General features: G+C 63.8%; 23 protein-coding genes and 5 pseudogenes. 14 read left to right on the forward strand and 14 right to left on the reverse strand.

The features are described from left to right. Positions 1–134: 134 nt before the first annotated feature. Both H0I39_RS15035 and H0I39_RS15040 read right to left on the reverse strand, forming a co-directional pair. A complete protein-coding gene (locus tag H0I39_RS15035) occupies positions 135–398 on the reverse strand; it encodes an EexN family lipoprotein (RefSeq protein ID WP_180551030.1) in 264 nt (87 codons plus the stop codon). Then, complete coding sequence (locus tag H0I39_RS15040) at positions 395–1,339, reverse strand: LysR family transcriptional regulator (RefSeq protein WP_180551834.1); 945 nt, start codon at positions 1,337–1,339, stop codon at positions 395–397. Before H0I39_RS15040 ends, H0I39_RS15035 begins: the two co-directional genes overlap by 4 nt. 509 nt (positions 1,340–1,848) lie before the next feature. Between H0I39_RS15040 and H0I39_RS15045 the strand changes: the two genes are divergently transcribed. The 9 genes and pseudogenes from H0I39_RS15045 (at position 1,849) to H0I39_RS15075 (ending at position 11,012) form a co-directional block, all read left to right on the forward strand. Continuing rightward, a complete protein-coding gene (locus H0I39_RS15045) occupies positions 1,849–2,550 on the forward strand; it encodes a TorF family putative porin (protein WP_180551031.1) in 702 nt (233 codons plus the stop codon). 128 nt (positions 2,551–2,678) lie between these two features. Next, a pseudogene (kdpA, locus tag H0I39_RS24220) lies at positions 2,679–4,311 on the forward strand (potassium-transporting ATPase subunit KdpA). Positions 4,312–4,321: 10 nt separating this feature from the next. Continuing rightward, positions 4,322–6,361: a potassium-transporting ATPase subunit KdpB gene (gene kdpB, locus H0I39_RS15055; protein ID WP_307776824.1), complete on the forward strand. Its 2,040-nt coding sequence runs from the start codon at positions 4,322–4,324 to the stop codon at positions 6,359–6,361. Positions 6,362–6,413: 52 nt separating this feature from the next. Beyond that, the gene (gene kdpC, locus H0I39_RS15060) at positions 6,414–7,016 is read left to right on the forward strand and encodes a potassium-transporting ATPase subunit KdpC (protein ID WP_308645866.1); all 603 of its coding nucleotides are present in this window, start codon (positions 6,414–6,416) and stop codon (positions 7,014–7,016) included. Further along, positions 7,013–7,513: a PTS sugar transporter subunit IIA gene (locus H0I39_RS15065; protein ID WP_180551033.1), complete on the forward strand. Its 501-nt coding sequence runs from the start codon at positions 7,013–7,015 to the stop codon at positions 7,511–7,513. Before kdpC ends, H0I39_RS15065 begins: the two co-directional genes overlap by 4 nt. 44 nt (positions 7,514–7,557) lie before the next feature. Beyond that, a complete protein-coding gene (locus H0I39_RS22415) occupies positions 7,558–7,881 on the forward strand; it encodes a hypothetical protein (protein WP_257645816.1) in 324 nt (107 codons plus the stop codon). Then, on the forward strand, positions 7,781–8,506 hold the full coding sequence (locus H0I39_RS22420; protein WP_257645817.1) for a histidine kinase: 726 nt from the start codon (positions 7,781–7,783) through the stop codon (positions 8,504–8,506). Before H0I39_RS22415 ends, H0I39_RS22420 begins: the two co-directional genes overlap by 101 nt. A 52-nt stretch (positions 8,507–8,558) precedes the next feature. Next, positions 8,559–10,298, forward strand: coding sequence for an ATP-binding protein (locus tag H0I39_RS22425; RefSeq protein ID WP_308645867.1), 1,740 nt, complete (start codon positions 8,559–8,561; stop codon positions 10,296–10,298). Beyond that, a pseudogene (locus H0I39_RS15075) lies at positions 10,282–11,012 on the forward strand (response regulator). Before H0I39_RS22425 ends, H0I39_RS15075 begins: the two are co-directional and overlap by 17 nt. A gap of 42 nt (positions 11,013–11,054) precedes the next feature. On the opposite strand, the gene H0I39_RS15080 reads toward H0I39_RS15075, so the two are convergent. From H0I39_RS15080 to H0I39_RS15115, 9 genes and pseudogenes are all read right to left on the reverse strand, one after another. Next, positions 11,055–13,052, reverse strand: a complete 1,998-nt coding sequence (locus H0I39_RS15080; RefSeq protein ID WP_180551034.1) for a relaxase/mobilization nuclease and DUF3363 domain-containing protein — start codon at positions 13,050–13,052, stop codon at positions 11,055–11,057. A gap of 454 nt (positions 13,053–13,506) precedes the next feature. Next, positions 13,507–14,094: a S26 family signal peptidase gene (locus tag H0I39_RS15085; protein WP_023087433.1), complete on the reverse strand. Its 588-nt coding sequence runs from the start codon at positions 14,092–14,094 to the stop codon at positions 13,507–13,509. Then, positions 14,091–14,636 carry a DUF2840 domain-containing protein gene (locus tag H0I39_RS15090; RefSeq protein ID WP_180551035.1) on the reverse strand — a complete coding sequence of 182 codons (546 nt, stop codon included), beginning with the start codon at positions 14,634–14,636 and terminating at the stop codon, positions 14,091–14,093. The genes H0I39_RS15085 and H0I39_RS15090 overlap by 4 nt, the downstream gene beginning before the upstream one ends. 10 nt (positions 14,637–14,646) lie before the next feature. Further along, positions 14,647–14,916, reverse strand: a pseudogene (locus H0I39_RS22430) (chromosome partitioning protein ParB); the annotation flags it as partial. Beyond that, positions 14,913–15,551 carry a ParA family partition ATPase gene (gene parA / locus H0I39_RS15095; protein ID WP_056932621.1) on the reverse strand — a complete coding sequence of 213 codons (639 nt, stop codon included), beginning with the start codon at positions 15,549–15,551 and terminating at the stop codon, positions 14,913–14,915. The pseudogene H0I39_RS22430 and the gene parA, both read right to left, overlap by 4 nt. A gap of 252 nt (positions 15,552–15,803) precedes the next feature. Next, entirely contained in the window at positions 15,804–16,577 is a 774-nt protein-coding gene (locus H0I39_RS15100; RefSeq protein ID WP_257646183.1) for a replication initiator protein A, read from the reverse strand. An 86-nt stretch (positions 16,578–16,663) separates the two neighbouring features. Next, on the reverse strand, positions 16,664–16,945 hold the full coding sequence (locus tag H0I39_RS15105) for a helix-turn-helix transcriptional regulator (RefSeq protein ID WP_151023895.1): 282 nt from the start codon (positions 16,943–16,945) through the stop codon (positions 16,664–16,666). A gap of 82 nt (positions 16,946–17,027) precedes the next feature. Beyond that, positions 17,028–17,789, reverse strand: coding sequence for a DUF2285 domain-containing protein (locus H0I39_RS15110; protein WP_180551037.1), 762 nt, complete (start codon positions 17,787–17,789; stop codon positions 17,028–17,030). A gap of 308 nt (positions 17,790–18,097) precedes the next feature. After that, positions 18,098–18,448 carry a DUF2958 domain-containing protein gene (locus H0I39_RS15115; protein ID WP_180551038.1) on the reverse strand — a complete coding sequence of 117 codons (351 nt, stop codon included), beginning with the start codon at positions 18,446–18,448 and terminating at the stop codon, positions 18,098–18,100. Between the two features lie 230 nt (positions 18,449–18,678). On the opposite strand from H0I39_RS15115, the gene H0I39_RS15120 reads away from it, so the two are divergent. The 4 genes from H0I39_RS15120 to H0I39_RS15135 all read left to right on the forward strand — a co-directional run bounded on the left by H0I39_RS15120 (position 18,679) and on the right by H0I39_RS15135 (position 21,448). Beyond that, entirely contained in the window at positions 18,679–18,975 is a 297-nt protein-coding gene (locus tag H0I39_RS15120; RefSeq protein WP_040435230.1) for a helix-turn-helix domain-containing protein, read from the forward strand. 93 nt (positions 18,976–19,068) lie between these two features. After that, entirely contained in the window at positions 19,069–20,106 is a 1,038-nt protein-coding gene (locus H0I39_RS15125; RefSeq protein WP_308645929.1) for an AAA family ATPase, read from the forward strand. Positions 20,107–20,123: 17 nt separating this feature from the next. Beyond that, positions 20,124–20,699, forward strand: a complete 576-nt coding sequence (locus H0I39_RS15130; protein ID WP_180551040.1) for a hypothetical protein — start codon at positions 20,124–20,126, stop codon at positions 20,697–20,699. A gap of 2 nt (positions 20,700–20,701) precedes the next feature. Beyond that, on the forward strand, positions 20,702–21,448 hold the full coding sequence (locus H0I39_RS15135) for a DNA adenine methylase (protein ID WP_257645819.1): 747 nt from the start codon (positions 20,702–20,704) through the stop codon (positions 21,446–21,448). A gap of 164 nt (positions 21,449–21,612) precedes the next feature. Here the strand turns inward: H0I39_RS15135 and H0I39_RS15140 are convergent, their stop codons facing one another. After that, entirely contained in the window at positions 21,613–21,927 is a 315-nt protein-coding gene (locus tag H0I39_RS15140; RefSeq protein WP_019372671.1) for a DUF736 domain-containing protein, read from the reverse strand. Between the two features lie 800 nt (positions 21,928–22,727). Here H0I39_RS15140 and H0I39_RS15145 point away from each other — a divergent pair. Continuing rightward, positions 22,728–22,889 carry a hypothetical protein gene (locus H0I39_RS15145; RefSeq protein WP_180551041.1) on the forward strand — a complete coding sequence of 54 codons (162 nt, stop codon included), beginning with the start codon at positions 22,728–22,730 and terminating at the stop codon, positions 22,887–22,889. A gap of 132 nt (positions 22,890–23,021) precedes the next feature. On the opposite strand, the pseudogene H0I39_RS15150 reads toward H0I39_RS15145, so the two are convergent. Together H0I39_RS15150 and H0I39_RS15155 are read right to left on the reverse strand one after the other, a co-directional pair. Next, a pseudogene (locus H0I39_RS15150) lies at positions 23,022–23,227 on the reverse strand (hypothetical protein). Positions 23,228–23,288: 61 nt separating this feature from the next. Further along, positions 23,289–25,360: pseudogene (locus tag H0I39_RS15155) on the reverse strand (ParB/RepB/Spo0J family partition protein). Positions 25,361–25,399 lie beyond the last annotated feature (39 nt).

The raw sequence follows: 25,399 nt of genomic DNA on the forward strand, positions 1-25,399 counted from the left end.
AAGACCTTTATCGGGAGAAAGGTCGAGCAAAAGCAAGAGTTCGCGCAATAGCGAAGGAAGAAGAAACGCCGCAAGCGCGAGCGCATTGCGGCGTGTAGAGAAATCTTTTTGAGTTTGTGGCGCGGAAACTGCGATCAGAACTTCGGCGGTGTCTCAGGCGGCGTGTAGGGCACGGTTCCATCTCCATAGAACCGCTTGCGCGTGGCCTCGGCCACGCGGTTGCACAACTCGTCACCCAGCTTGGCGCGATCGAGCTTGCACTGTTGGCGAAGCTCCTTGAGCCGTTCAGGGTTGGTCGCAAGTTCCTCAACCGTCGGCACGGCCACCGACGTCGGTGTCTCGGACTGGCCGCAAGCGGCCAGCACCACGGTCAGCAGGAACGATGTGATCTTGTTCATGGCTCACTGTCCTCCGAAATATGAGGTTGAGGCGGGGGCCTGGTCCTGGCGCCGCTGGGCGATTCGATGGAATGCACGCGTTCAATGAATCGCGCCAGGGTTCTCGATGGCTCGCCGGCTGGGCGCAGCAGGTAGGTGGTCAGCACAGGCGAACGGCCTTCGAGGGGACGGGCGACCACGCCAGGCTCGCGGCTGGCCGCAATGTGTGCTGCCCCGGTCAGGCCCAAGGCAAAGCCGGCCGAAACCAGTGCCATCATCAGGTCGCAGGATGCCACTCGCTCGGCAATCAGCGGCTCCGTCTCCGCCCGTCGCAACACCCGCTCGATCTGCTTTGCATGGCCCTCGCACACCTGCGGATCACACAGCACCAGCGGATGACGCAGGACTTCGTCCAAGGGGATGCGCTTGTATTTGAGCAGCGTATGCCGAGCCGGCACGGCCACCATCAGCGAATCGCTCCACACCGGCTCGGCGACAAGCGCTTCACCCACTTCATCCGATTGGGCGAATCCTACGTCGTACAAGTCCTCCTGCAAGCCCTTGATCTGCTGCGACAGCGGAACCTCGAACAAGCGAATCTCTATCTCGGGCTCCTCCTGGCGGCACAACGCCAGCAGGGTTGGCAGGCGCGACGGTGTAATGCCATCGGACAGCGCGATGCGTATTTGGGCGTGAAAGCCGTTGGCCGCAGCCTTCACGCTGTCCCGCGCCTGCTGCAAGGCGGCGAAGACACGTGGCACATGCTCCAGAAACAACTTGCCCGCACGGGTCAGTCGGGTGCTGCGCGTGGTACGCGCGAACAGTCGCGCGCCCAATTCGTCTTCCAGCTCCTTGATGGTTCGTGATAGCGGAGACTGCTCTATGTGCAACCGCTCGGCCGCGCGAGCGAAGTGGAGTTCTTCTGCGACTGCGAGAAAACAACGAAGATGACGTAGCTCCATTCTCTTTATCTCATCACGCTGCATTGCCAGCCGAAGTCGCGCCCCCGCCAGAGAGGCTGACTGTTGCCTCCTTACGAAATACTATTTTTCGTGTGCGCCTTCTCGGCGCCTGCTGTGTGACGATGGCTTTCTAAAGTGATTCTCGAACCACTTTGCGACTCCTTCGGATACGCGAAAGAGTGCGAGAAAGGCGATCACGACAACAGCAACGAAGATGATGTCCTGCAATACCGAGGGCATCGACATCTCCAAGCATACAAATCAAAAACCATATCCGAGCTGCGGATGGCTCGCCGTAAATTCGACGTAAATTCCTGCCCGGCGTCCTCGTCCGAGGATCGGTCCACGCCCTTGCAGTGCGGCGTGTCTTCATCGTGCTTGGAAGGCTCAATGCCTCCTCAAAGTTTACGCAGAATTTATGTGCGAACCCTTTCCCTGAATGGAGAATTTACGGGCCTCTATCGAATACTTGAGTCTGGCTATTTCGCCATTGATTTGCGAAGCAAAACATGCCTCTCAAGAATATTCACCCGACCGCCAAGGTCGTCGCCGTCGCTGGGCTGTTGCTGGGAATGGCGAGCAGCGCGCAAGCGCAGGTTTCAGGCAACGCCACATTGACGTCGGACTACGTTTGGCGCGGGTCCTCTCAAACGCGCGAAGACCCCGCCATCCAGGCGGGGGTCAAGTACGCCCATGAGTCGGGGCTGTATGCCTCCGTATGGGGCTCGAACGTCAAGTTCAAGCCAGACAACGGCGCACGCAGCGAGTTCGACCTTGCCGTGGGATGGAGCGGAAAGATCGCCACGGATTGGGCGCTGGATGTCTATCTCCTGCGCTACCAGTACCCCTCGGCGAATACCAACCTGAACTGGAACGAGATCAACGCGAGCATCACGTGGCGCGACAACTACTGGTTGGCGGTGGGCCACTCGAACAATGCGATGGCCACGGACACGACCGGCACGTATGCGCTGCTCGGCGCCCGCTATCCGATCAACGACCAGTGGCGCATCGAAGGCAGCGTGGCCCGCTACGTCCTCGATAGCGCCTATGCCGACAGCTACACGCACGGCGCGCTCGGTGTCGTTTGGACATTCAAGGCGCCGTTCGAGGCCCGGCTCACGCTGCATGGCTCCGATTCGGCGGCCAAGCGACTGTTTCCCGGCATGGCCGGCTCGCGCGCCGAGTTCGCCATCCAGGCTTCTTTCTGACCGGGGGCGTGATGGCCACAAGCCCCCAAGCAACACGTTGATGGAGTCCGATCATGACTGAGTTTCTTCTCGTATTTGCCCTGGCGATCGGTCTCGGATGGCCGCTCGGTCGCTACCTGGCCGCGGTGATGCGCGGCGCCCCGATGCGCGGCGACAGGCTGTTTCTGTGGCTGGAGCGGCCCCTGTATGCGCTGATCGGCACCAATCCCGAGCGCGGCATGAGCTGGCGCGGGTACGCCGGCGCGTTCCTGCTGAGCAACCTGGTGCTGGCGGTCATCGTGTGGCTGATCCTGATGACCCAGGCGTGGCTACCGCTCAACCCCAACGGCGCGCTCAACATGAGCTGGGACCTGGCGCTGCACACGATGGTGTCCTTCTTGACTAACACCAACCAGCAGCACTACTCCGGGCAGGCCCAACTCTCGTACCTGGCCCACATGACGGGCATCGTGACCTTGCAGGTCATCACGCCCATGATGGGATTGGCGCTGGTCGTAGCGACGCTGCGCGGGTTCTTCGGTGGACGCAATGCGCAAGAGCGCAAGAGCGATGGACAGGAACAGGCCCCGGTGGATGTCGGTAACTATTGGGCCGATGTGATCCGTCCCACGCTGCGCTTCATGCTGCCGCTGTGCCTGCTGTGGTCGGTGCTGCTGACCAGCCAGGGGTGCCGGCCACGCTGGAGGGTGGCCCCGTGGTCGCTCCCGTGGATGCGACGGTAGAAATGAAGGAGCAGAAGATCCCGCTGGGTCCGGTGTCGCCGATGGTCGCCATCAAGCAGCTCGGCACCAATGGCGGTGGCTGGTACGGCCCCAACAGCTCGGTGCCGCTGGAGAACCCCACGCCGCTATCGAATCTGCTTGAAACCTTGGCACTTATTCTGGTCCCAGTCGCGGTAGTGTTCATGATCGGTGGACTGACCGGACGGCGTAAGTTCGCCGGGTTGGTGTTCGGCACGATGTTGACCATGTCCGTCGTGTCGGCGGGATTCGCCATCTGGTCGGAAGGATTCTCCTCGACCTCGCAGGACATCGCGTTGATGGAAGGCAAGGAAGTCCGCTTCGGCGCCGAGCCTTCCGCACTGTGGGCCGCATTGACGACGCAGACATCCAATGGCTCGGTCAACGCCATGCACGACTCGCTGGCACCGCTGACCGGCCTGGTCACGATCAGCGACATGCTGATCAACGCCATTTGGGGCGGCATCGGTAGCGGCTTGCAGCAGTTCCTGACCTATCTCCTGCTGGGCGTGTTCCTGGCCGGCCTGATGACGGGGCGCACGCCGGAACTTTTCGGGCGCAAGATCGAAGCGCCCGAGGTTCGCCTGCTCGCAGTACTCGTGCTGCTGCAACCGCTGATCCTGCTAGGCCTGACCGCCATCACGCTGGCCGTGCCGAGCCTGACGGGGAACTCGAATCCCGGCTTCCATGCCATCAGCCAGGTCTTCTACGAATACACGTCGTCCTTCGCCAACAACGGTTCGGGCTTCGAGGGGTTGGGTGATGCCAGCGTCTGGTGGAACGTCACTGCCAGCTTCGTGCTCGCCGCGGGTCGCTATCCGGCCCTCATCATTCCGCTGGTGATCGCGGCCATGCTCGCGCGCAAGCGCCAAGCACCGGAAAGCGCGGGAAGCCTGCACATCGAAACCCCACTTTTGCGCTCACGCTGATCGCGGTGATCGCCATCCTGACACTGCTTCAGTTCATGCCCGTGCTGGTGCTCGGCCCCGTGGCCGATCACCTGAGCCTGGTCGCGCGTTGAGGAAAACACCATGAACCATACAACCTCGAAAGAACACGCGGGCCGCCGCTCGCGCCTGGATGAGCGCGGCTTCGCGCCTGCCGTGGTCAACGCCTTCATCAAGCTGGCGCCGCAGCACATCATCAAGAACCCCGTGATGGCCGTGGTCTGGCTCGGCACGCTGGTTACGGCGGTCGCCACCCTCGCGGGTTGGGCGCAACCCGGCTTCGGCTGGGCCGTGACCGCGATCCTGCTGATTACCGTGCTGTTCGGCAACTTCGCCGAAGCGGTGGCCGAGTCCCGCGGACGCGGACAGGCGGCGTCGCTGCGCCGAGCCCGCAAGGATTTGATGGCCCGGCGGCTGGACGCCGCCGGCGGCGAGAAGACGGTGCCGGCCGCCGAGCTGCGCCCCGGCGATCATGTCGTGATCGAAGAAGGCCAGTTGGTGCCTGCCGACGGCGAGATCGTCGAAGGTCTGGCGACGATCAACGAGGCCGCCGTGACCGGCGAGTCAGCGCCTGTGCTGCGCGAGGCCGGCACCGACCGTTCCGGCGTGATCGGCGGCACCAAGGTGCTGTCCGACCGCATCGTGGTGCGCGTCACCGCCGAGCCGGGCAACAGCTTCCTCGACCGCATGATCGCGCTGGTGGAAGGCTCCAACCGGCAGAAGACGCCCAACGAAATCGCCCTGGGCATCCTGCTCGGCGTGATGACGCTGACCTTCCTGATCGTCGTCGTGACGCTGCCCTTCATCGGTGGCTTCGTCGGCGTGAACGTCAACGTCGTGCTGCTGGTCGCCCTGCTGGTGTGCCTGATCCCAACCACCATCGGCGGGTTGCTGCCGGCCATCGGCATTGCCGGCATGAACCGCGCGCTACAGGCCAACGTGCTGGCCAAGTCGGGCAAGGCCGTGGAGGTCGCAGGCGACGTGGACGTGCTGCTGCTGGACAAGACCGGCACTATTACCCACGGCGATCGGCAGGCCACTGCGTTCCACGCGCTGGCCGGGGTGGACGCTGCGCAACTGCGTCAGGCGGCGCTGCTGGCCTCGCTGGCGGATCCGACGCCGGAAGGCAAGTCCATCGTCAAGCTGGCACGCGGCAAGAACGAGAAGCTCGATGAACCCGAAGGCGCGCATTTCGTGCCGTTCTCCGCGCAATCGCGCATGTCGGGCGTGGACCTGCCTGGCGAGCGCGTCATCCGCAAGGGTGCGATGGACGCGATCGCGCGGCATGTGCAGATGCTGGGCGGCGTCATCCCCGCAGAACTCGAAGCGCGTGTCGCGGATGTGGCTCGCAAGGGTGCCACGCCGCTCGTGGTCAGCGATGGCCGGCACGTGTTGGGCGTCATCGAACTGTCCGACGTGATCAAGCACGGCATCAAGGAGAGGTTCGCCCGCCTGCGCGAGATGGGCGTCAAGACCGTGATGATTACGGGCGACAACCCGCTCACGGCGGCGAACATCGCGGCCGAGGCCGGTGTCGATGACTACATCGCCGAGGCGCGCCCGGAAGACAAGCTCGCGCGTATCCGTGCCGAACAGACTGGCGGTCGCCTGGTGGCGATGGTGGGCGACGGCACCAACGATGCGCCGGCGCTGGCCCAAGCCGACGTGGGCCTGGCGATGAACTCGGGCACGCAGGCGGCCAAAGAGGCCGGCAACATGGTCGATCTCGACTCCGATCCGGCCAAGTTGCTCGCCGTGGTGGAGATCGGTAAGCAGCAGCTCATCACGCGCGGCGCGCTGACTACCTTCTCGCTTGCCAACGACGTGTCCAAGTATTTCGCCATCCTGCCGGCGCTGTTCGCCGCAACGATCCCGCAGATGGCGGCGCTCAATGTCATGAACCTGTCGAGCCCGAACAGCGCCGTGCTGTCGGCGCTGATCTTCAACGCCATCATCATCCCGCTGCTGATTCCGCTGGCCCTGCGTGGCGTGCGCTTCAAGCCCGCGAGCGCGACGCAACTGCTGCGCAACAACATGCTGGTCTATGGCGTTGGTGGCGTCCTGCTGCCCTTCATCGCGATCAAGGTGATCGACGTTGCGATCTCCGCCATGTTCTCTCTCTGAGGATTCGATCATGTCTCATAACGCAATTACCACTCTCCGCACACCGGGTAATGTGTCCCCGACCATCTCCGACAAGGGCCTGCTCCGCGGCTCCATCGGCCTGGCGATCATTTCGCTGGTCGGTTTCGGTCTGCTGTATCCGCTGGCCGGAGTCGGGCTCGGCCAGGCGCTGTTCCCGAGCACGGCCAATGGCAGCCTGATCGAGCGCGATGGCAAGGTCCTCGGCTCCTCATTGGTGGCGCAGCCGTTCTCGGACGATCGCTACTTCCAGTCGCGCCCCTCCGCGGCCAACTACGATGTGATGGCGGTGGCTGGGAGCAACCAGGCCCGTACCAATCCAGACTTGCGCAAGCGTGTCGATGAGACGCGAGCTGCCCTGGCGCAAAGGTATGGTGTCGAACCTTCCGCCATACCCAGCGATCTGGTCACTCAATCCGGCGGCGGCATCGACCCGCACATCAGTTCGCAAGCCGCCGCCATCCAGATTGATCGCGTGGCACATGCGCGCGGTGTTTCACGCGATGTCATCGAAGGCTTGGTGTCCCAGCATACGGAGGGAAAGCAACTCGGTTTGCTGGGCCAGCCTCGCGTGAATGTGTTGGAGTTGAATCTGGCGCTGGATGCGGTCGCCAAGACGCCTGTGGCCAAGCAATGACTGCACTGAGTCGCTATGTTCAGACCGAAGACCTGCTGCTCGGCTTGGAGGTCGCTGACAAGCGGCAATTGTTCCAGACCATTGGCCTGCATACTGAACGCATCGGCAATTTGCCTGCGGATGCCGTCGCCTCCGCTCTGATGCGACGAGAAATGGCAGGATCGACGGCGTTGGGTCTAGGCGTTGCCATTCCCCATGCCAGGGTAAGCGGTCTGAATCATATTCGCGCTCTGTACGTGCGTCTCGTGCCAGGACTGGACTTCGATGCCCCGGACGCGGCGCTCGTATCCGACGCCCTGGTGCTGCTGGTTCCCAGTCCGGCAAATCAGGAGCATCTTGAGCTTTTGGCTCATGCGGCCTCGCTGTTCTCGGATCGAGCATTTCGAGGGGCCTTGCAAGCCTGCAAGAAACCTATTGAAATCAAAGCATTATTTGATGGATGGACGCCGGAGGCACTTGCGCGATGTGATCCATCACGGATCGGAAACGCAAGGTAAGACGATATGCAGGCAATGACAACACGTTGAGGATTGGGTCTGTCATGGGAACCGAACATGCGGGACAGGCCGACGCCCTATTGGGTGAACTCCGGCGCCAGACGGCGGGACGCCTGACGGTGTTCCTGGGCGCTGCCCCTGGCGTCGGCAAGACCTACGCCATGCTGGCACGCGCACGCGAACTCCACCGCCAGGGGTGGATGTCGTCATTGGTATCGTCGAGACGCATGGTCGCAGCGAGACGCAGACGATGGTCGAGGATTGCCGTTGCTGCCTCGCAAGAAGGTGGATTACCAAGGGCGGCAACTGGAGGAAATGGATCTGGATGGGCTGCTGGCACGCAAGCCGGCCATCGCCCTGGTCGATGAACTGGCCCATCGCAACGCCCCCGGAAGCCGCCATGAGCGACGCTGGCAGGACGTGGAGGAATTGCTCAACGCTGGTATCGACGTTTACACCACGGTCAATATCCAGCATCTGGAAAGCCTGAACGACGTGGTGCATCAGATCACCGGCGTTCGGGTGAGCGAGACCGTCCCAGACGCCGTCTTCGAGCGCCTGCGCGATATCCGCCTGGTCGATCTGCCCGCACGCGAACTGATCGAACGCCTGAACCAAGGCAAGGTGTACCTGCCCGAGCAGGCCGCCCAGGCGCTGCAAGCGTTCTTCTCTCCGTCGAATCTCACCGCGCTGCGCGAACTGGCGATGCAGACCGTGGCTGAGCACGTCGATGCTGACTTGCGCGAGACACGCGCTGCGCGCGGCCTGGAGGGCATTTCCATCCAGCGCCATGTGCTGATCGCCATTGACGGCCGGGGGCAGTCGGAATACCTCGTGAGAGCGGGCGCCCGAATTGCCGAGCGCCGGGGCGCTCCTGGTCGGTGGTCACGGTGGAGACCGGGCGCTCGGCCGATGCCGCCTTGCACACTGACGACCTTGACCGGACGGCCCCCACGCTCAACATGGTTGCGCGTGCGGAGCAGGAGCGCTTGACCGAGATCGACAAGGCATTCGCGCTGGCGCGCAACCTGGGGGCGAGACGGAAGTGCTACACAACACCGACGTCACCCAGGCACTGCTCGATGCCGCCGAGGCGCGCGGCGCACGATCCATCGTGATCGGCCGCTCGCGCGAGCGCCCCATCGCCCGCATCTTCAATCGCACGCTGACGCAGCAACTGTTGCAGCGCGGCGCACGCTACGAGCTGACGATCGTCAGCACGCCGCAGGCCCGGCAGCGGGCGATGCAGTTGCCAGGTCTTGCTGGCGGTGGCCTGACGAAGCGGGAGGCCTTGCTGATCCTGCTGGCCAGCGTCGGCGCCGTCGGCGCGGCGGCCTTGGCCGAGCGCACGCTGGGCTTGCAGGATCTGTCCCTGATCTTTCTCGTGGCGGTCATGCTGGTCGCCTCACGGACCCGCATGCTCTCGGCCGTCATTACTGCCGGGCTGTGTTTCTTGGCATACAACTTTTTCTTCATCGAACCGCGCTACACCTTCCTGATCAGTGCTCATCGTGGTGTGGCCACCGTGTTGCTGTTCTTGGCGGCGGCTCTGATTGCCGGGCGACTAGCTTCGCAACTGCGCATGCAAGTCGTGGCGTTGCGAGCGGCGAACACGCACGCGACGGCCATGCAGAACCTGGGACGCCATCTCGCCAAGGCAGCCGATCTCGGGCAGGTCATCGCAGCAGGCTCATCGGTTCTGCAATCGACCTTGCACGCCGAGGCGTGGATACGCATCAACGGCGAGTTCGGGCCGTCTATGGCCGCAAGCCATCTGACCGAGAAGGACCTGATGGCGGCCGACTGGACGCAGCAGCACGGGCAGGCGAGTGGGCGCTACACGGACACCCTGACCCATTCGTCCTGGTTGTTTCTGCCGGTGCGCTCGGACAAAAACACGCTGGGCGTGGCCGGCTTGAGGTTCCCGTCGGGCATGGGGCGTCTTTCGTTCGAGCAGCGCCGCCTGGCGGAAAGCATGGTGGAGGACATTGGCCAGGCCGCCCAGCGCACGCGGCTGGTGTCGGAACTGGAGGAAGCGCGCGTCACCGGAGAAACGGAGCGCCTGCGGTCTGCGCTGCTGTCGTCGGTGTCGCACGACCTGCGTTCGCCCCTGTCGTCGATGATCGGAGCGGCGGACAGCCTGGCTCGCTACGGCAAGGATATGGGGCCGGAAGATCAGCAAAGCCTGCTGGAGACCATCCATGTGGAAGGCGAGCGCCTGGATCGGTACATCCAGAACCTGCTCGACATGACCCGGCTCGGGCAGCAGGGACTGACGCTGACACGCGACTGGATCGGCATCGACGAACTGGTGGGCTCGGCGTCGCGGCGCCTGCAACGGTACGAGCCCGATGTCCGCATCGAACACGACATTCCACCGGATCTGCCTCCGATCCATGTCCACCCCGCGCTCATCGAGCAGGCTTTGTTCAACGTCATGGAGAACGCGGCGAAGTTCTCCCCTCCGGGGGTGCCTCTCAAGGTGCAGATTCGACGGACAGAGGACGATCAAGTGCAGATCGACATCTCGGATCGCGGGCCGGGCATTCCAGAGGAAGAACGACGGCGTATCTTCGATATGTTCTACAGCGTCGAACGTGGCGACCGAGGCAAGCAGGGAACCGGCCTGGGGTTGACGATCGTCCAAGGTATCGTAGGTGCCCACATGGGTAGCGTCGAGGCGCTGCCTGGCCCGGAAGGCCAAGGAACCACCATCCGCCTGACCCTGCCTTGGGGCGGATACGCGAATCAGGAGACGAAAGAGCATGATGGGACTTCCCAATGAATCGACTCCGGGTGCGTCGTCCGCCCGGATTCTTGTCGTCGATGACGAACCCCAGATCCGCAAGTTCATCGACATCAGCTTGCGGTCGCAGGGCTACGCGACCCTGCTGGCGGGAACAGGCCGGGAGGGCCTGACGCTGCTGGCCAGCAAAGGGGCCGACCTCGTCGTCCTGGACCTGGGGTTGCCGGATATGGACGGGAAGGACGTGCTCAAGGAACTGCGGCAATGGTCGCGCGTGCCCGTCATCGTGCTGACGGTACGCTCCGGCGAGGACGAAAGGTGGCCCTGCTGGACGCAGGGGCCAACGACTACGTGACCAAGCCGTTCGGTGTCGAGGAACTGATGGCACGCATTCGCGCATTCCTGCGCACGGTGGCGACAGGAACGGAAGATGGCCCGATCTACGACGACGGGATGCTCCGAATCGACCTGGCGCAACGGGAAGTGGCCGTTCATGGAGAAGCCGTCACGCTGAGCCGCAAGGAGTTCTCTCTGCTGGCCTTGCTGGTCAGGCAACCGGGACGGCTGGTGACGCAGGCACAGATACTGCGGGAGATGTGGGGGCCGACGCACGAGGAAGATACCCACTACCTGCGCATTCTCGTGGGCAAGTTGCGCCACAAGCTGGGGGACGATGCCTCCGCTCCTCGCTACATCGTCACCGAACCTGGGGTCGGGTTGAGATTCGTCTCGAAGGAACAACAGCCGGCCTGACTCGTTCGCCGGGGATGTCCAAAGTGGCGTTGCGGGTGCGGCTCACCCCAGGGCCGGTCCACGCTGCCGTCCGATCTCCCAGGACACACCGCCGCCGCGCACCGTCGCGGCGAGCTGCTGCCCAAGCCGCTGTTCGATGATGGGCTTCCACGGCACGAGGCTGAACCCTTTGCCGTCATCGAGCATCGCATAGCGCTCGCTGGCGAGCATGACCGAGCGCCGGTAGATACCGGCCACACGCTGCCCATCCGTGACTGGGCGATGCTCCAGGCCGGTCTCGGCGGCAATGTCCCTCGCTGCTTGCGTCAGTTCCCGATTGTGCAGGGTCGCCAGCAGATTGCGGGCGAGGATCACACGCTGCCCGCGCCGCTCGGCCAGCCCCTGTTCGGCCAGGAAGTCGGCGCGCTGTTGCAGGGCGTTCTTCACCTCGCCGCCAAAGCCCAGGTCGCCCAGCCCCTTGCCGCCGCCGATCAACTGCTGATCCAGCCAGGTCGCGCCGACGACGCGGGCCTGCCGCTCGATGGGCAGGTGCGATTTCAGCTCCACCGCCACGCCGCCCAGCCGCTGCGCGTCGTACTGGCGGCCACGCTCGGCCAGGTCGTCCGGCACCTTCCATAGCCCGTCGGCTACACGCTCCACGATGCCGGCCCGGCGCAGGGCTTCCAGCCGGCGGACGTGGGCCGCGACGACCTCCTGCGGGTCGCGGCCGGGCTTGGCCCGGCCTTGCTCGATCGCCAGGTGATGATCGGTGCGGTACAGGCCATCGCTCGCCAGTGTGGCGATGTTCTTGTCGGCCGCCCGCACCTCGGCGGAACCGCGTACCTCCACCAGCGCGCCGGCGGGATAGTTCGCCAGCTCGTCGCGGGTGTTCAACGCGACGTAGTGGGCCTTGCCATCCACGCCGTCGATGACCAGATAGCCGCGGTCGTACAGCTCGTCGGCCAGCCCCTTGCCGGCCACGCGGCCGACGATGGTGCGGCCGCTTCCATCTGCATTCTGGCCCGGCTCGAACACCGCCAGCTCGCGCGGCTGGCCGCTCATGGCCCGCTGCATGGTGCGGATGATGTCGCCGCGCTCGCCCAGGGCGCGCAAGGTCTTCTCCGCGTCCGCATGGACGGCCCAAGTGCCGGGCTGCGTCTCGTCGGCCAGGCCCAGGCGCTGCAAGCGTTGCAGGCGGCCGATCAGCAGCAGGCGCTGGCGTTGCAGCCGGGGTTCGTTGAAGCGTTCGATCTGCACCCGGCCATCCTCGCCGGCCTCGCGCTGCAATGTGCGGTCGAGGCTTGTCCACCGCTCCTGTTCCACCTCGCGCTGCAAGGTCTGCTGGATCTCCAGCTCGGTGCGCGGGCCGAGCCACTCGGTCGCCAGCTCGGCGGCCCGATGGCGGAAGCCGTCGGCGATGTAGTCGCCAGCGATGATGAGGTCTTTGCCGGTATCGTCGCGCCCGCGCACGATCAGGTGGGTGTGCGGGTTGTCGGTGTTCCAGTGATCGACCGCGACCCAATCCAGCCGCGTGCCCAGGTCGGCTTCCATCCGGTTCACCAGATGCCGGGTGTAGGCGCGCAGGTCTTCCAGCTCGGCGCCGTCCTCGGGCGAGAGGATGAAGCGGAAATGGTGCCGGTCATCGGCGCAGCGTTCCTTGAAGGTGTCGAGGTCGGCGGCATCGGTCTGCGGCCCGTAGGCTTGGCCCGGCTCGCCATCGCGGCCCACGCCATCGCGCTCGATGTAGCGCAGGTGCTTGGCGAGCGACTGCGGGCTGACCTGGCGCTGGTTGACCAGCAGGGTCTTGATGGTCACGCGCCGCGACATGGGCGTCAGCTTCGCCCCGGCGAAGCGCGCCGCCGTGTGGCCGCGCCCCAGACGCGAGCCGGGCCGCTGGCCAGTGCCCCTCCCGGTGCCCCCAGCCGTCCCAGGACGGCGCACCGAGGACTTGCCGCTGCTGGCCTTGCCTGCCTGCTGGAGCACCTTGGAAACGAAGCCCTGGCCTCGGTTCTTCGGGGCATTGGGGCGGATGCGGAAATCGTCGTCGCGGCGGTCGGTCATGGCTGCGCTCCTGCAAGCTCTGGCGCGCCCGGTCGTGCGAAGCACGCGGATATGCCTGCATTGGCGCGGGCCTCGCGCCCCACACGGCACGGTGGCGAAGCCGCTCCGTGCCGCGCCACCCCATGTGCAGACAGGCTTTCGACGCGGCCCGGTGCCGCGTCCTTTGTCTTGCCTTCCGCTTTTGCCCTTCGCTGGCGCTCCGGGCAGCGGCGGCCCGGCGGCGCTGCGCGAGCAGCCAGCGCGCCGGCGAACGCGCGAACAAGCGCGATGAGGGCCGCAGGCCGGGCGCGTTCGAGGCAAGACGCCTGCACATGGGACGGCTGCGCCGGAGGCAGCGTGAAGTGCGGTAAGAATGCACCCGCACTGCACGCGCGACGACACGCCGACGAACAGCAGAACGTCACGCCCGATGGCACGACAAGATGCACGGCAACGTGCAGCGAGTCGGCGGCCATCATGGGCGTGACTCCAGCCAGACCGGATGCGCCACGCCGATCACGGCGGATGCGCTGACTGGGCCGAAATAGCGGCTGTCGAACGACGCCGGATTGGTCACACTCAAGAGGAACAGTTCGCCGGGTTCAAGGCGGCGGCATTGCTGCCAGGATGGCAGCGGCCGGCGCCAGCGGTCAGCGGGCAGCACGGCGGCCGAAGGCACGCTGTCGATGCGGACAACGCGGCCAGTGATGCACACCTCCTGCGGCGCGACGGCGCCCACACGCTTGAGCAGCGGCACGCGCGCCGGCAGGTAGCCGCGCTGCGCAGCCAGCGCGGCGGCATCTGGCGGCAGCGTGGTCAGGACGATGCTGCCTACGGACAAAGGACGTGGCAGCGAGCCGGTGCCGTGCTCCTGTGGATCGACGCGATACCAGCCTACCGCCACGCTGTCGGACGGGTTGTAGATCAGACGCGGCATCGGATGCACGAAGGACGCCCAGGCCAGCGCCGCGAGGCCACAGGCGGACAGACCCGCCAGTACGAGGCGGGCGCGCAGGCGCGAGCGAGGACGCGGCGCGGTGCCGGCAGTCGAAACAGCGGTCATGGCATCGCCCTCACGGTCAGCCAGGCGGCGTGCCGTTCGGCCGTGTATTCGGGCAGAGACAAGCGCGCAGCGAGCCGGTTGGCGAGCGTGCGCCAGTACGCGGGCGAGACAGCGGCGGGTGCGATGCCCAGCACCTCGATGGCGTCGATGCGCTCCAGCACGGCGCGCACCTGGTTCTCGCCCTCGGCGTGCAGCAGCAGGCGCGCGCCCGGCTGGACGCCGGGGATGCGCTGCGCCGCGTCCAGCGGCGTGCATGCCTGCATCACCATGAGCTGCCAGCGCACGGTGCCGTAGTCGTTGGCCTGCCAGCGGATGCGGCAGAACATGGCGCCCGGCAGGAACACGGCGCAGCGCCGCCAGCGGTCGAGCTGGTGCGTGCGCGCAGGTTCGCCGAAGCGCAAGTAGAGCTTGAAGCGTGGTTCGATGTAGGCCAGCGCCACGCGCGTCAGCGGCGCGCTGGCCGGCCGGCCGGAAGGTGCTGCGAGCGCAGCCGTGGCCGCGATGGCAACAGGCGCGAGGGCAGACGAAGCGGATGCAGTCATGGCGTGTTCTCCTGCGGTGTTCTGGAAACTCGCGCTCCAGCAGGCCGCGCAGCAGATCGGCCACGGTCACGCCTTGCGTGAAGGCCGACACCTTGATGCGCGCCCGCATGGCGGGCGTGATGTCGAGGGTCAGGCGAGCCGTGTAGAGGTCGCCCTTGCCCAGCGCATCGGCGTCGCCTTGGCGAATCCACGCCTCGGCGTGCGGATTCGCGGGCGGACGCGCGCCGATGCCGACGCGCTTGGCCGTGCGTTTGCTGTTCGGTGGCGGCTTCGTTGTCATGCCGGCCACCACAGCAGTTCGTCCACCAGCGCGGTGATTTCGCGCGCGGCGGCGCTGTCCGGCGCCGTCTCGCGTGCAAGCCGGCCAGCGGCAACGCTGTCGGCGAACACGATGCGCTGATGCACTTCCGCGTGCAGCGCAGGAAGCGGCTGGTCGGCCAGCGCCTGGCGCGCTTCGCGCCCGATCACGGTGGTACTGACGCGCCGATTGATGACGAAGGCCGCGCGCAGCGCAGGCCGGAACACCTGCGCCTCGCGGATCAGCGCCACCATCTCGGCGCTGGCCCACAGGTCGTAGGGGCTGGGCTGCACGGGGATCAGCACGTGCTCAGCCGCCAGCAGCGCGGAGCGCGCCAAGGCGGCGATGCGCGGCGGGCCGTCGATGACGACGTGATCGGCCCGTCTGGCGAGTTCTGGTGCTTCCTGATGCAGCGTTTCGCGCGCGAGGCCCACGGCGCTGAACAGCCGTGGCAAGCCTTGCTGGCTTCTGCGCTGCGTCCAGTCCAGCGATGAACCCTGCGGGTCGGCGTCCAGCAGGACGACGTGCTGGCCGCGCATCGCAAGCTCCCCGGCGATGTGCGTGGCGAGCGTGGTCTTGCCCACGCCGCCTTTTTGATTGAGCAGAGCGACGATCATGGCACGGCCCCCATGCTGGAAAGCCGGACTTTTGCTGCTGCGCTTGGAGCCGAGTGATGGTTGTCCACCGCAGCGGCGTTTCTCTACTAAAAGTTAGAGAAATTAAGTTAGGGAAGTTAGAGCGCGCGCAAACCCAATGCTGGCGCGGATTTGCGGCCGATCGGCACGCCTGATAGCACGATAGGCCCACGCCTGATAGCACGATACCCCGCACGCCTGATAGCACGACGCCATCCACAGGCTTTCCCGGAGTTATTCCCGTGCCGTATGCGGCACGGGCCGGAAGGTCAGCAGCTCCATGCCGTTGTCCGGCATCCGCTCGATGCCCAGGACGTAGCCGGGCAGCGACTGCCGCGCTACAAGCGCGCGCAGGTCGCAGGCGAAGTCGTAGGGCTTCGCGGTACTGCCCGATTTCCGGTGCAGGTAGCGAAAGTCGAACTGCCAGCCGTATGCCTGCTTGCCGCCGTGCTTGCGCACTAAGCGGTACAGCCACCGCTCGATGCCGCCCGTGAGCCGGAAATACGCCGGGTCGATGGTCAGCACTAGGGCGGCGTCGAGCACGCCCGCATAGAACCAGTCCGGCAGGATCAGCTCGATGCCCAGCGGCGTGCCATTGGCATCGGCCAGTTCCTTCCATTCGTTGATCCACGAGAAACGGTGCAGGCGCCGTCCGGTCGTCTCGCGGATGGACGTGGCCACCGTGGTCGATTGCAGCCGGTCGAGTGCGGCCTTGAGCCGCTGGTAGTCGCGCAGCGACTTGCCGCGCCCGATGAAGCGCAGGATCTCGTAGGGCGTCGCGCGCATCAGCCGCGACGGGCGCAAGCCTGCGTCCTTCGCCTCCACGATCTGCGAGGCCGCCCATATCAGCACGTCCGCATCCCAAATCGTGGCGATGCCGTGCTCCTGCGTGCCTTCCACGCGGATCGTCACGTTGCCCGCACGGAAGTCGATGGGCTTGACCCGCTTGGACTTGCCGAGCGAGAAGAACGGATAGGCCATCAAGTCCTGGCTGTCGCGCGGCGCCATGCAGCCAGGCAAGGCGTGGAACAAGTCGAGCTGTTCGCGCTCCTGCGACGGTTTGGACACGGCGGAGGCCACCCGCGCGCCGCCGATCAGCGCGCACGGCTGTCGGCCGAGTGGTGCTCGGCGTATTCGGGATCGGAAGTCGTCTCGAAACTGCGGTCGGCGGCCCAGGCATCGAGGTCGGCCACGGCGTACATGACGCGCCGCCCGAACTTGCGAAAGCGCGGGCCGCCGCCAATTACGCGCTGCTTTTCCAGCGTGCGCGGCGACAGGCGCAGGTATTCGGCGGCTTCGTCGTTGGTGAGATAGCGTTGGGGCTGCGCGGCAGTGGTCGAGACAGTGGCGGCAGGCCGCAAGGGAGCGGGACGCATGGTGTGAACCTCCATCGGTTGAAAGCGCCCGGCCACACAGCGCGACCGGATGGAGGCAGTCTCAAGAAGCGAGGGTTTCCGATCAGGGTCGTTTTGCGTCCGCATCAAAACGACCCTTCTCAAGCGGCGGAAGCCGTGCTAGGCGGCGATAGCCGCCGCGCATCAGCGCATCGCCGCGCCGCACCAGGCGGCGCACCTTCGAGCGCAGGCCGCCGTCGCTGTACCAGTCGGCCACGGCGTCGGCACCGAACAGTCCTTCGCCCACATCGCGCAAGGACGCACCCGCGAGGGTCGCGTCGAGCGCCTGCAAGGTGTGCAGTTCCAGCAGCGCGGAAGGTGTTGGCCTGGGCGTGGTGGCAGCGAAGGTCGCCCCGCGTGCATGACCGCGCACAGGGGCGGCAGTGCCGCTCCGTTGGGCATAGGCCACGGCCATGCCGTCTTCCAGGCCGGGCGCCAGCGCAAAGCGCAGGCAATGGCCTGGGCTGCGCGCGATCAGCGCCAGCTTCTTGCCGTCGTGGAACAGTTGCTTGTGGCCGGGGATGCGCCAGAACGCGAAGGCGGTGGCATCCTGCGGCGGATCAGCGTCGGGGTAGAGCTGCACCACGGCAGCATGACCAGGCAGCCAAGCTGGATGCGCGTCACGCGCATCCAGTGCCGGGTCTTCCAGCAGACGCAAACCCCAGCGATGCGCTGCATCAGGCCGGCGATGACGGCGTAGCCAGTCGAGCCGGTAGTCGGGATGCCTGCGCAGGTACTCCCAAGCGAGCGCGAGCGCATCCAGCCAAAAGACATACAGGTATGCGGCAGTGGGATACCAATGCGCGAGGTGATGAGGATTGACCATGACGCCTCCTCCTGCGAACAGGACTCGCCGCCACGGAAGAACTACGCGCTACATCGCCCTCGTCGGAACGTCATGGGTTAAAAAGGCGGATGGGGCTGTCAAGACCGATTGGCTCCGATGTGTTGCGGTATTCGTCTCAATGCTGCGGCGGCAGCGCCACGACCGGGGACACTGCACAAGCCAGCCTGCCGCAATCCGCGCCAAGCATCCTGTCTATTTGGGTCAGACTGGTGGGGCTACGCCGCAAGAATCTCGATTGAGACTTACCCGGTATGACACCAGACTGAAAAAGTCACAGTAGGCCGTATTCAGTCCGGGATCGCTCCGTCGCGCTCGGCCAGCCGGGTGTACTCCGACAGCGTGCGGGTGGGGCGGAAATAGAGGTCGCGCATCACGGGCTGCCGGCGCGGCCCGACGATGCCGGCCAGCTCGGACAGCTTGACGGTTCCTTGCGCCGGCATTCCGATTCCCAGGTCGATGAGGCCCCAGGCGGTGTCGCCATCGGCGGGATCGAGTGCGGCCAGCAGCCAGGTCACATGCGCGTCCGGCGTGAACAGCCGCACCACGGGCACCGGGTCGATGGCCCGGCCAGCGGCGCGGGCCTCGCCGTTGGCGAGCAGTTGCGCGCGTTCCGGGGCGGTGGTGAGCGGCTGCGGCATGGTCGGCAATCCCACAAATCCAATGGTGCACGAACGCGGTTCCACGTCGAAGCGCAGAACCGCGAAACCGGATTTGCGCCTTCGTGCGCAAGCACGGATGCGGTTCCGTGGCTCTACAGGAACCCGCCGATACGGATTTCCGTAAAAGCACAGGCATTGAATGAACACTATAGATTGTAGCTCTATAGGATGCAATGGGGTGTCATCTTGGTATTTGTGGGGAACCCAAGGTGGCAACAACTTACTCGCTGGCGAAGGCATTGAAGACGGTCAGGAAGGCGCGCGGTTTGAGCCAGGAAGCGTTCTCTGACGTGTCTAGCCGCACCTACATGAGTACCCTGGAGCGCGACCTGAAAAGCCCGACCTTGCACAAGCTGGCCGAACTGTGCGAAGTGATGAAGATCCACCCGCTCACGTTGCTGACCTTGGCGTACTCCGGCGACAGCGAACAGAAAGCCGATCACCTTTTAATGTTAGTTCGACAGGAACTCAAAGAATTGGCTGTGGATGATTCCGGCCAAAGATAGGTTTCTTCAAGGGACTTAAAAACAAACTCCGCACACCATGCCTAAGACTCAACTAAAAAGCTAACAATCGAGAAATTCCGCGCATTGAACGATGTGGCGGTTGAGTTCGGCGATTACATCACTGTTGTTTGCGGGAAAAATGGCACATCAAAGTCCTCGATACTGGGCATAGCTGCGCAAATTTTTAGCTTTGAAAAAGATTACGTCAAGGATGAGTCCCTTGCATTCCGGCAGATTGCAGGAGGGATGTTCAAGTCTCAATACAGTGACCATTTCAGGATATCCGAAAAGTTTGATGTCCCCGGCTCCATGTCCGTGAACATTGATTTGCTTGATGGATATACAAATCAGGCTGCGACCGCCAAACTTGAGCTGATGAAAAGAGGGAAGTCACCCAGGCCTGTGGTTAGGAATAATAGTACAGCGGCCGGAAGCAGCAACACGAGCAGGAATTTTACTCATCCGGTGATTTTTCTTAGCTTGAAGCGTCTTTACCCTATCGCGGCCAGAGACTACAAGCTAGGCGACTTTGATTATCTAGAGCAACACAAGAAAGATTTCATTGCGCTAACGAACGAACTTCTCAATCGCAACGCATCGCTTGCAACAGGGACTGATGGAACAATCAGTTCTGCGGTGGCGCACGGGGAGAACTACGACCAAGACTCTGTTTCGGCGGGTGAGGACAATGCAGGCCAGATCATATTGGCCTTGATGTCTTTCAGAAAGCTGAAGGAAGATTATGCTGACTATAAAGGCGGTTTGCTTTTAATCGACGAGGCTGATGCTGGGCTATTTCCGACTGCACAAGTAAATCTACTGAAGATGCTTGATCGCGAGTGCAAGAACTTGGATCTTCAAGTTGTCATGACTTCGCATTCGCCAGTTCTGATTGAGTATGCATATGAGCAAAGTCGCCAGTTCAGAAGAAAGTACAAGACCATTTATTTGAGCAACACCTATGGCAATGTCCAGGTGATGCAAGACTGGTCATGGGCGCAGATTAGTGCAGACATCAACACAAAGACCATCGATACATCGTCTGGAGTTTCACTGCCTCGCATCAATATCTATTTCGAAGATAAAGAGGCTGAAGACTTTTTGCAACTTTGCTGTACAGGCAGCCAATAAAGAAGTTCACAAACCCGATGTCGGAAGTGTCACTCGGATGCTCCAACTATCTTCAGTTGATCCAGAAGAAAATCCCTGAGTTCTCGGAAAGAAGCATCGTCTGTCTGGATGCAGATCAAGGCTCTCAAGTTACAGGGAAGAGCTATAAGACAGTGACTCTCTTGCCCGGGCATCTCCCGCCTGACCAACTTGTATTCGAGCACTTGTACAATCTCCCTGCCGCACATCCATTTTGGAAAAATGACTTGCAGTTCACAAGAGATGTTTTCACCAATGCAGCTCGCGAGGTTTTGAACGAGTTTTCAATCAACGGGGATTCTGTTGAGGTGAAGGAGCGGGTGGCTGCATACACTGGAACCAAGAAGCCGAGAGAGGTTTTTAAGCGTTTTTATAAGAGTGTCGAATTTCAGAAATTGCTCACCTCTGGAGCCAAGCCCTACAATCCTTGGAAGCATTGGGCAGATAACAATCCAGTGCTTATTAACGAATTCTTGGAAAATTTCAAGACGGCTGTTCACGGTGTGATGAGCATAGGGTATGCTGTGGACGTCACCAAGTTGGCCGCCTTGGAAGTTAAGCCAAGAAAGGTATAACGATGTTCTCAAACAGACTGTATAGCCCTCTGCGCTACCCTGGCGGGAAGGCGCCATTTGCTCCATTCATTGCAAAAATAATGGAAACGAATGGTGTCACGGGAGGGCATTACTTGGAGCCATACGCTGGCGGGGCAGGCGTTGCACTTGATCTACTCTTTCATGGGCACGCAAGTCATATCCATATCAACGATGCTGATCCTGCCGTATACGCTTTTTGGGTTGCTGTAACAAAGCATTCAACTGAGCTTCTTGATTTACTCGAATCCACCCCTATTACCATTGAAGAATGGTTTAGATGGCGAACCATTTTGCGCGAAGATTGCGTTGCCAGCCTAGTCGAGAAAGGATTTGCGACTTTATTCATGAATCGGACGAATCGATCTGGAATTCTCAAGGCAGGCGTCATTGGCGGAAAGAGTCAGAACGGGAACTACAAGCTGGATGCTAGATTTAAGAAGGACGTTGTTGCTTCACGCATTCGTGAAATCGCCCGGCGACAGAGTGACATATCGGTGTATCGTGAAGATTCATTGCGCCTTCTGAATCGCTGCTCGGATTTTCTGCCAAAACAATCTCTGATATACCTCGACCCCCATACTACGTTAAGGGAAAGGGGTTGTATCGAAATTACTACGAGCATGATGACCACGCGGCCATTGCCAAAGTCATTCAACAGAAGAAGTTCAAATGGCCTTGGGTTGTTTCTTATGACAACGCGGAAGAAATTTGTGCCATGTATCGCATGAGCCAATCGTTGAGCTATGGTCTGAACTACACCGCACAAAGACGATATGTTGGTAATGAGGTAATGTTCTTCAGTCAGAACTTGACAGTGCCTGATGAAGCCATTTCTCAAACTAGGGCCGTGAGCTAAAAACGCCCCGCCGCAATGGGCGGGGCGCTGCGGCGGTCACGCCGCTTGGGGCTTGCTGCGCGACCAGATCAGGTCGTGCGTGCCGTCCTCGCCTTCAATCAGGCGGGCATAGACCGGAGCCGGGAACGAAGGGTCATCGAGGGTCACGGACAGGTAGTCCCGCCCGGCCTCGCTGGTCTTCTTCCACGCCGCGCCGATATCGTGGCTGGCGGCCTGAACGCGGAAGTCCGGGGCTTTCTCGCTGTCCCCCTTGTCGTTGGGAACCAGCTTGACCTTGACGTTGAGCGTCAGGGTGCGAAGCGTGCCGGTGAAGCCGTCTTTGTCTGCGGTGAAGGTGCCGATGTTGGCCATGATGATTTCTCCTTTCGGTTGAACAAGGTTCGCGCCCATCGCGTCCTTGTTGTGATCCGGCCGGCGGGGGACGGGCTGGCTGCACCGCTTGCGGTCGAAACGCAGTGGAGAGCCGGGAGGCGAAAAGAATTTGCTGCGCGAGGAAGCCGCGCAGCGGCGGAAATTGTTTTCGCCGGACGGTTGCAGCCATGAAGCCCGAGGCGCAGCCGCGCCCCGCCAGGATTCATAACGAGACAAGGACGCCTTGGGCCGAACCGCTCCGAAAGGAGATGGGGCCAACTCGGCATCCCCGCCCGAAGGCTTCTCCGGCTCGCCCGCTGACGCGGGCCAGGTCAGCCCCGCAACGACAGGCGAGAACGCCTCCGCCACATCTTGCGGTGCCGGTCTTGAGGCGTGGCGTGGAAGTTCCATAGCGATGCCGGGCGGGTTGTCCGTGAACCGTCCATCGTGACGTGATGGGCAGGAACCGCCAGCGTTGAGGACGGCACGCACCTGCACAACCTGCCGCAGCAAGCGCCAGCGTGGTCGCCAGCGCTCCGTTCATCGCGGCGGGGCGCTGGCCGGGCCGATCCGGCGCAGCCGGTTTGGCCGCATCGAGAGGCGCCAAGCTGCGCGCGGCGGGGATAGCCCGCAGGGCTTTCCCTTGGAGGCAAGCGCAGCGCCGCAGGCGCGAAGGCGTGAGGGATTGAAGCCGAATGGCCGTGACAGCGAAGTCGGCACGGGGCGCAGCCCGAAAGCCCGGCGGCGCAGTGCGCCGACACGCCCAGGCAGTTCCAGATTTCCAAACAGGAAACGCGGACATGCCTCTGATGAAATGGGCGCGGCCTACGCTGCGGGGTATGCACGCGGCAAGCCGAAAACTGCTGGTGATTCCTGCGCACCGCGGGCGCTTCGGCTTGCAGGTCCATGCGGGCCTGGTATTGCCGGGCGGGAAGCCCGGTCACGTCAACGCCGCCGCCTGAACTGTGGTGATGGCGACGGCGTTCCGATTCGGCTGTGCGCTTGGAACACCGGGCGCGGCCACTGCCGCGCCCGGATTTTGCGTCCACCGCGTCCAGGTCGGAACGGCCTGGACGCGGTGCTGAACGCGATTATTACTTCGTCTCGATGAGCCACCACACGGCACGCGGCAAGGCGTGGCCCGTGATGGGATGAATGTCGGTGAGGTCGGCGCAAGCCGACCAGCCCGAGGGCGGGCGGTAGCCGCGCACGTCGCCTGCGCCGTGCCAGCGGCGGGCGCGTGCCTTGCCGGGGCGTAGATCGCCGCCATGCGCGGGCGGCTGTTGGTGATGTGGGTCATGGGGCCTCTCCTTCCAGCGAAGCGCCCCGGTCGAGGCCGGGGCGCTTGCCTTCGGCGCGGGTCAAGCGGCCAGCGCCTCGGCGGGTTCATCCGCCCTTGCTTCGGCATCCTCCGGTGCGTCCTGCTCCGGGCCTGCCTCCTGCGCGCTTTCCCGTACTGCCTGCTGCGGGCCTTCGGCCTTGAAGATGGCGGGCATCCAGCCCGTACCATCGGCCAGCCGCTCGGCTTCGCTGGCAATGTCGGCCTTCTTGCGTTTCGCCAGTCGGGTGACGGATTCCGGTGCAAATGCGCCCACGGCATCCAGAATCACGGCCTTGAAACGTGCTTGAAGTAGCCTTCTGCGGTCGGCTTCCACCATGCGGCCATGTCGAGGCCCACGGCCTGCGCCAGTTCCTCGCCGGGCTGGTATGGCGTGGCGCGGGGCGTTACCACGTCCACCGTGGAAGCCACGCACACGGCCAGCAGCCGCACCAGTTCGTCTTGCGACTTCGCCAGCAGCGCGGCGAACAGTTCGGCGCTGTCCTGCGGCAAGGCTTCGCCCGCCAACTCTTGCAGTTCGCGCAGCGCCACGGCGGCGGGCGATTCCGGCCAGTCCGGGGCCCTGCCTTCTAGCCGGTCTTGCGCCGTGAGGCGCACGCCCAGCGGCAGGCCGTCGCCGTAGGCGTCGGGTTGCAAGACGCTCTGCACCATGCCATGCACCAGCGCGGCCAGCGCGACGTGCGGATGCCGCGCGACTTCGATTTGCAGCGCCGCCGTGCGGTGGGCGCTCAACCGCTGCGCCAGCCGGTCGGACAGGCTCGCGGCCTTGGGCGCGTCGTCGGCGTCCTCGTGCTCGTCGTTGGCGGCTTCGCCTTCGGCACTGCCGAAACCGCGCCGCAGCTTTTCCAGCGTGCGCAGCGCCTTGGCCTCGGCTTCGCGCAGCAGGCCGCGATGAATGACGGCCTCGCCGTTGCGGTCGATGGTGACGATGGCACCGGCCACCTCGCGCACCTCGGGGGCGTAGCCTTGCAAGGCGTCCTCCGCGTCTTGCAGTTCCCCGACCACCTGATCGCGCCGCTGTTCCAGCTTCTCGGCCTTGGCCTCGTCCTCGCTGCTTTCACCTTGGTAGGCCTCTTCCAGTTCGGCGTCGATCTTTTCGAGGCGGGTTTCCAGCGAGGCGATGCGGCGGGCCTCGCGGGTGGTCGGCTCGCGGCGGTGGCGCGGGGCGTTTTGGAACGCCTGCCGTTCCTCATAGGCCAGATGCGGCACGGCCTCCACCCATGCCCAGCCCTCGGCGCGCACGTCCTCGGTCAGCGTTGCCAGCTTGTCGCGCACCAGCGTTTCCAGCACTGCGGTATCGGTGAGGTAGGTTCCGGCATCGCCTTCGGCGAACAGGTCGCGGCGGACGCCGCCGCCTGCCTGCCGGTAGGTGTCCAGCCCGACGAAGCGCACCAGCGCGTGCGTGGCGTCGATTTCACGCTCGGTCAGGCGCTCGCGCAGCTTGGACGGGCTGCGCTGCCATTCCGGCGCACCATAGAACGCGGCTTCCTGCGCGGCGTGGTCATCGGTGATGGTCAAGGCCATCAACTGTTCCAGCGTCACGCCACCGGCCCGGTAGTCGGCCATCAGGCGCGGCGAGACGTTCGCCAGCTTCAAGCGGCGCTGCACCACCAGCGGGGACACGCCGAAGTCGGCGGCAATGTCTTCGACGGGCCGGCCTTCCTTGACCAGCGCGGCGAAGGCCGCGAACTGGTCGGCGGGGTGCATGTTCTCGCGCTGCACGTTCTCCGCGAGGCTGACGGTACGGGCGGAAGCATCGGCCACCAGCAGGCACGGCACTTCGTAGTCGGCGGGGATGCGCTTCTTCTTCGCCAGCAGCTTCAAGGCGGTCAGGCGGCGGTCGCCTGCGACGACTTCGTATTGCTCGCCATCGGCGGCGAGGATGACAATCAGGTTTTGCAGCAGGCCGATGCGGGCAATGCTCGCGGCCAGTTCGGGGATGGACAGGCGCGGCATCTTGCGGGCGTTGCGCTTGGAGCGGCGCGGCAGCAACTGCGAGAGCGGAACCAGAATCAGGTTCTTGGACGGGTCGGCCATTTCCAGCGGGGCGGCGGCTTCGATGGCGACGGCTTCGGTTTTGAGTACGGCGTTCATGGTGATAACTCCTTGCGGTTAGGGATGCAGCAGCGAGAG

This window comes from Ottowia beijingensis (assembly GCF_013423955.1).
Lineage (GTDB): Bacteria > Pseudomonadota > Gammaproteobacteria > Burkholderiales > Burkholderiaceae_C > Ottowia > Ottowia beijingensis.

Coding starts and splice junctions, on each gene's coding strand:
- H0I39_RS15145 (WP_180551041.1), top strand. CDS start 22,728: ATGCCTCTGATGAAATGGGCGCGGCCTACGCTGCGGGGTATGCACGCG.
- H0I39_RS15130 (WP_180551040.1), top strand. CDS start 20,124: ATGTCGGAAGTGTCACTCGGATGCTCCAACTATCTTCAGTTGATCCAG.
- H0I39_RS15115 (WP_180551038.1), bottom strand. CDS start 18,448: ATGCCGCAGCCGCTCACCACCGCCCCGGAACGCGCGCAACTGCTCGCC.
- H0I39_RS15140 (WP_019372671.1), bottom strand. CDS start 21,927: ATGGCCAACATCGGCACCTTCACCGCAGACAAAGACGGCTTCACCGGC.
- H0I39_RS15090 (WP_180551035.1), bottom strand. CDS start 14,636: ATGACTGCATCCGCTTCGTCTGCCCTCGCGCCTGTTGCCATCGCGGCC.
- H0I39_RS15065 (WP_180551033.1), top strand. CDS start 7,013: ATGACTGCACTGAGTCGCTATGTTCAGACCGAAGACCTGCTGCTCGGC.
- H0I39_RS15110 (WP_180551037.1), bottom strand. CDS start 17,789: ATGGTCAATCCTCATCACCTCGCGCATTGGTATCCCACTGCCGCATAC.
- H0I39_RS15135 (WP_257645819.1), top strand. CDS start 20,702: ATGTTCTCAAACAGACTGTATAGCCCTCTGCGCTACCCTGGCGGGAAG.
- H0I39_RS15040 (WP_180551834.1), bottom strand. CDS start 1,339: ATGGAGCTACGTCATCTTCGTTGTTTTCTCGCAGTCGCAGAAGAACTC.
- H0I39_RS22415 (WP_257645816.1), top strand. CDS start 7,558: ATGGGAACCGAACATGCGGGACAGGCCGACGCCCTATTGGGTGAACTC.
- H0I39_RS15080 (WP_180551034.1), bottom strand. CDS start 13,052: ATGACCGACCGCCGCGACGACGATTTCCGCATCCGCCCCAATGCCCCG.
- H0I39_RS15105 (WP_151023895.1), bottom strand. CDS start 16,945: ATGCGTCCCGCTCCCTTGCGGCCTGCCGCCACTGTCTCGACCACTGCC.
- H0I39_RS15035 (WP_180551030.1), bottom strand. CDS start 398: ATGAACAAGATCACATCGTTCCTGCTGACCGTGGTGCTGGCCGCTTGC.
- H0I39_RS15085 (WP_023087433.1), bottom strand. CDS start 14,094: ATGACCGCTGTTTCGACTGCCGGCACCGCGCCGCGTCCTCGCTCGCGC.
- parA (WP_056932621.1), bottom strand. CDS start 15,551: ATGATCGTCGCTCTGCTCAATCAAAAAGGCGGCGTGGGCAAGACCACG.
- H0I39_RS15100 (WP_257646183.1), bottom strand. CDS start 16,577: ATGGCGCCGCGCGACAGCCAGGACTTGATGGCCTATCCGTTCTTCTCG.
- kdpB (WP_307776824.1), top strand. CDS start 4,322: ATGAACCATACAACCTCGAAAGAACACGCGGGCCGCCGCTCGCGCCTG.
- H0I39_RS15045 (WP_180551031.1), top strand. CDS start 1,849: ATGCCTCTCAAGAATATTCACCCGACCGCCAAGGTCGTCGCCGTCGCT.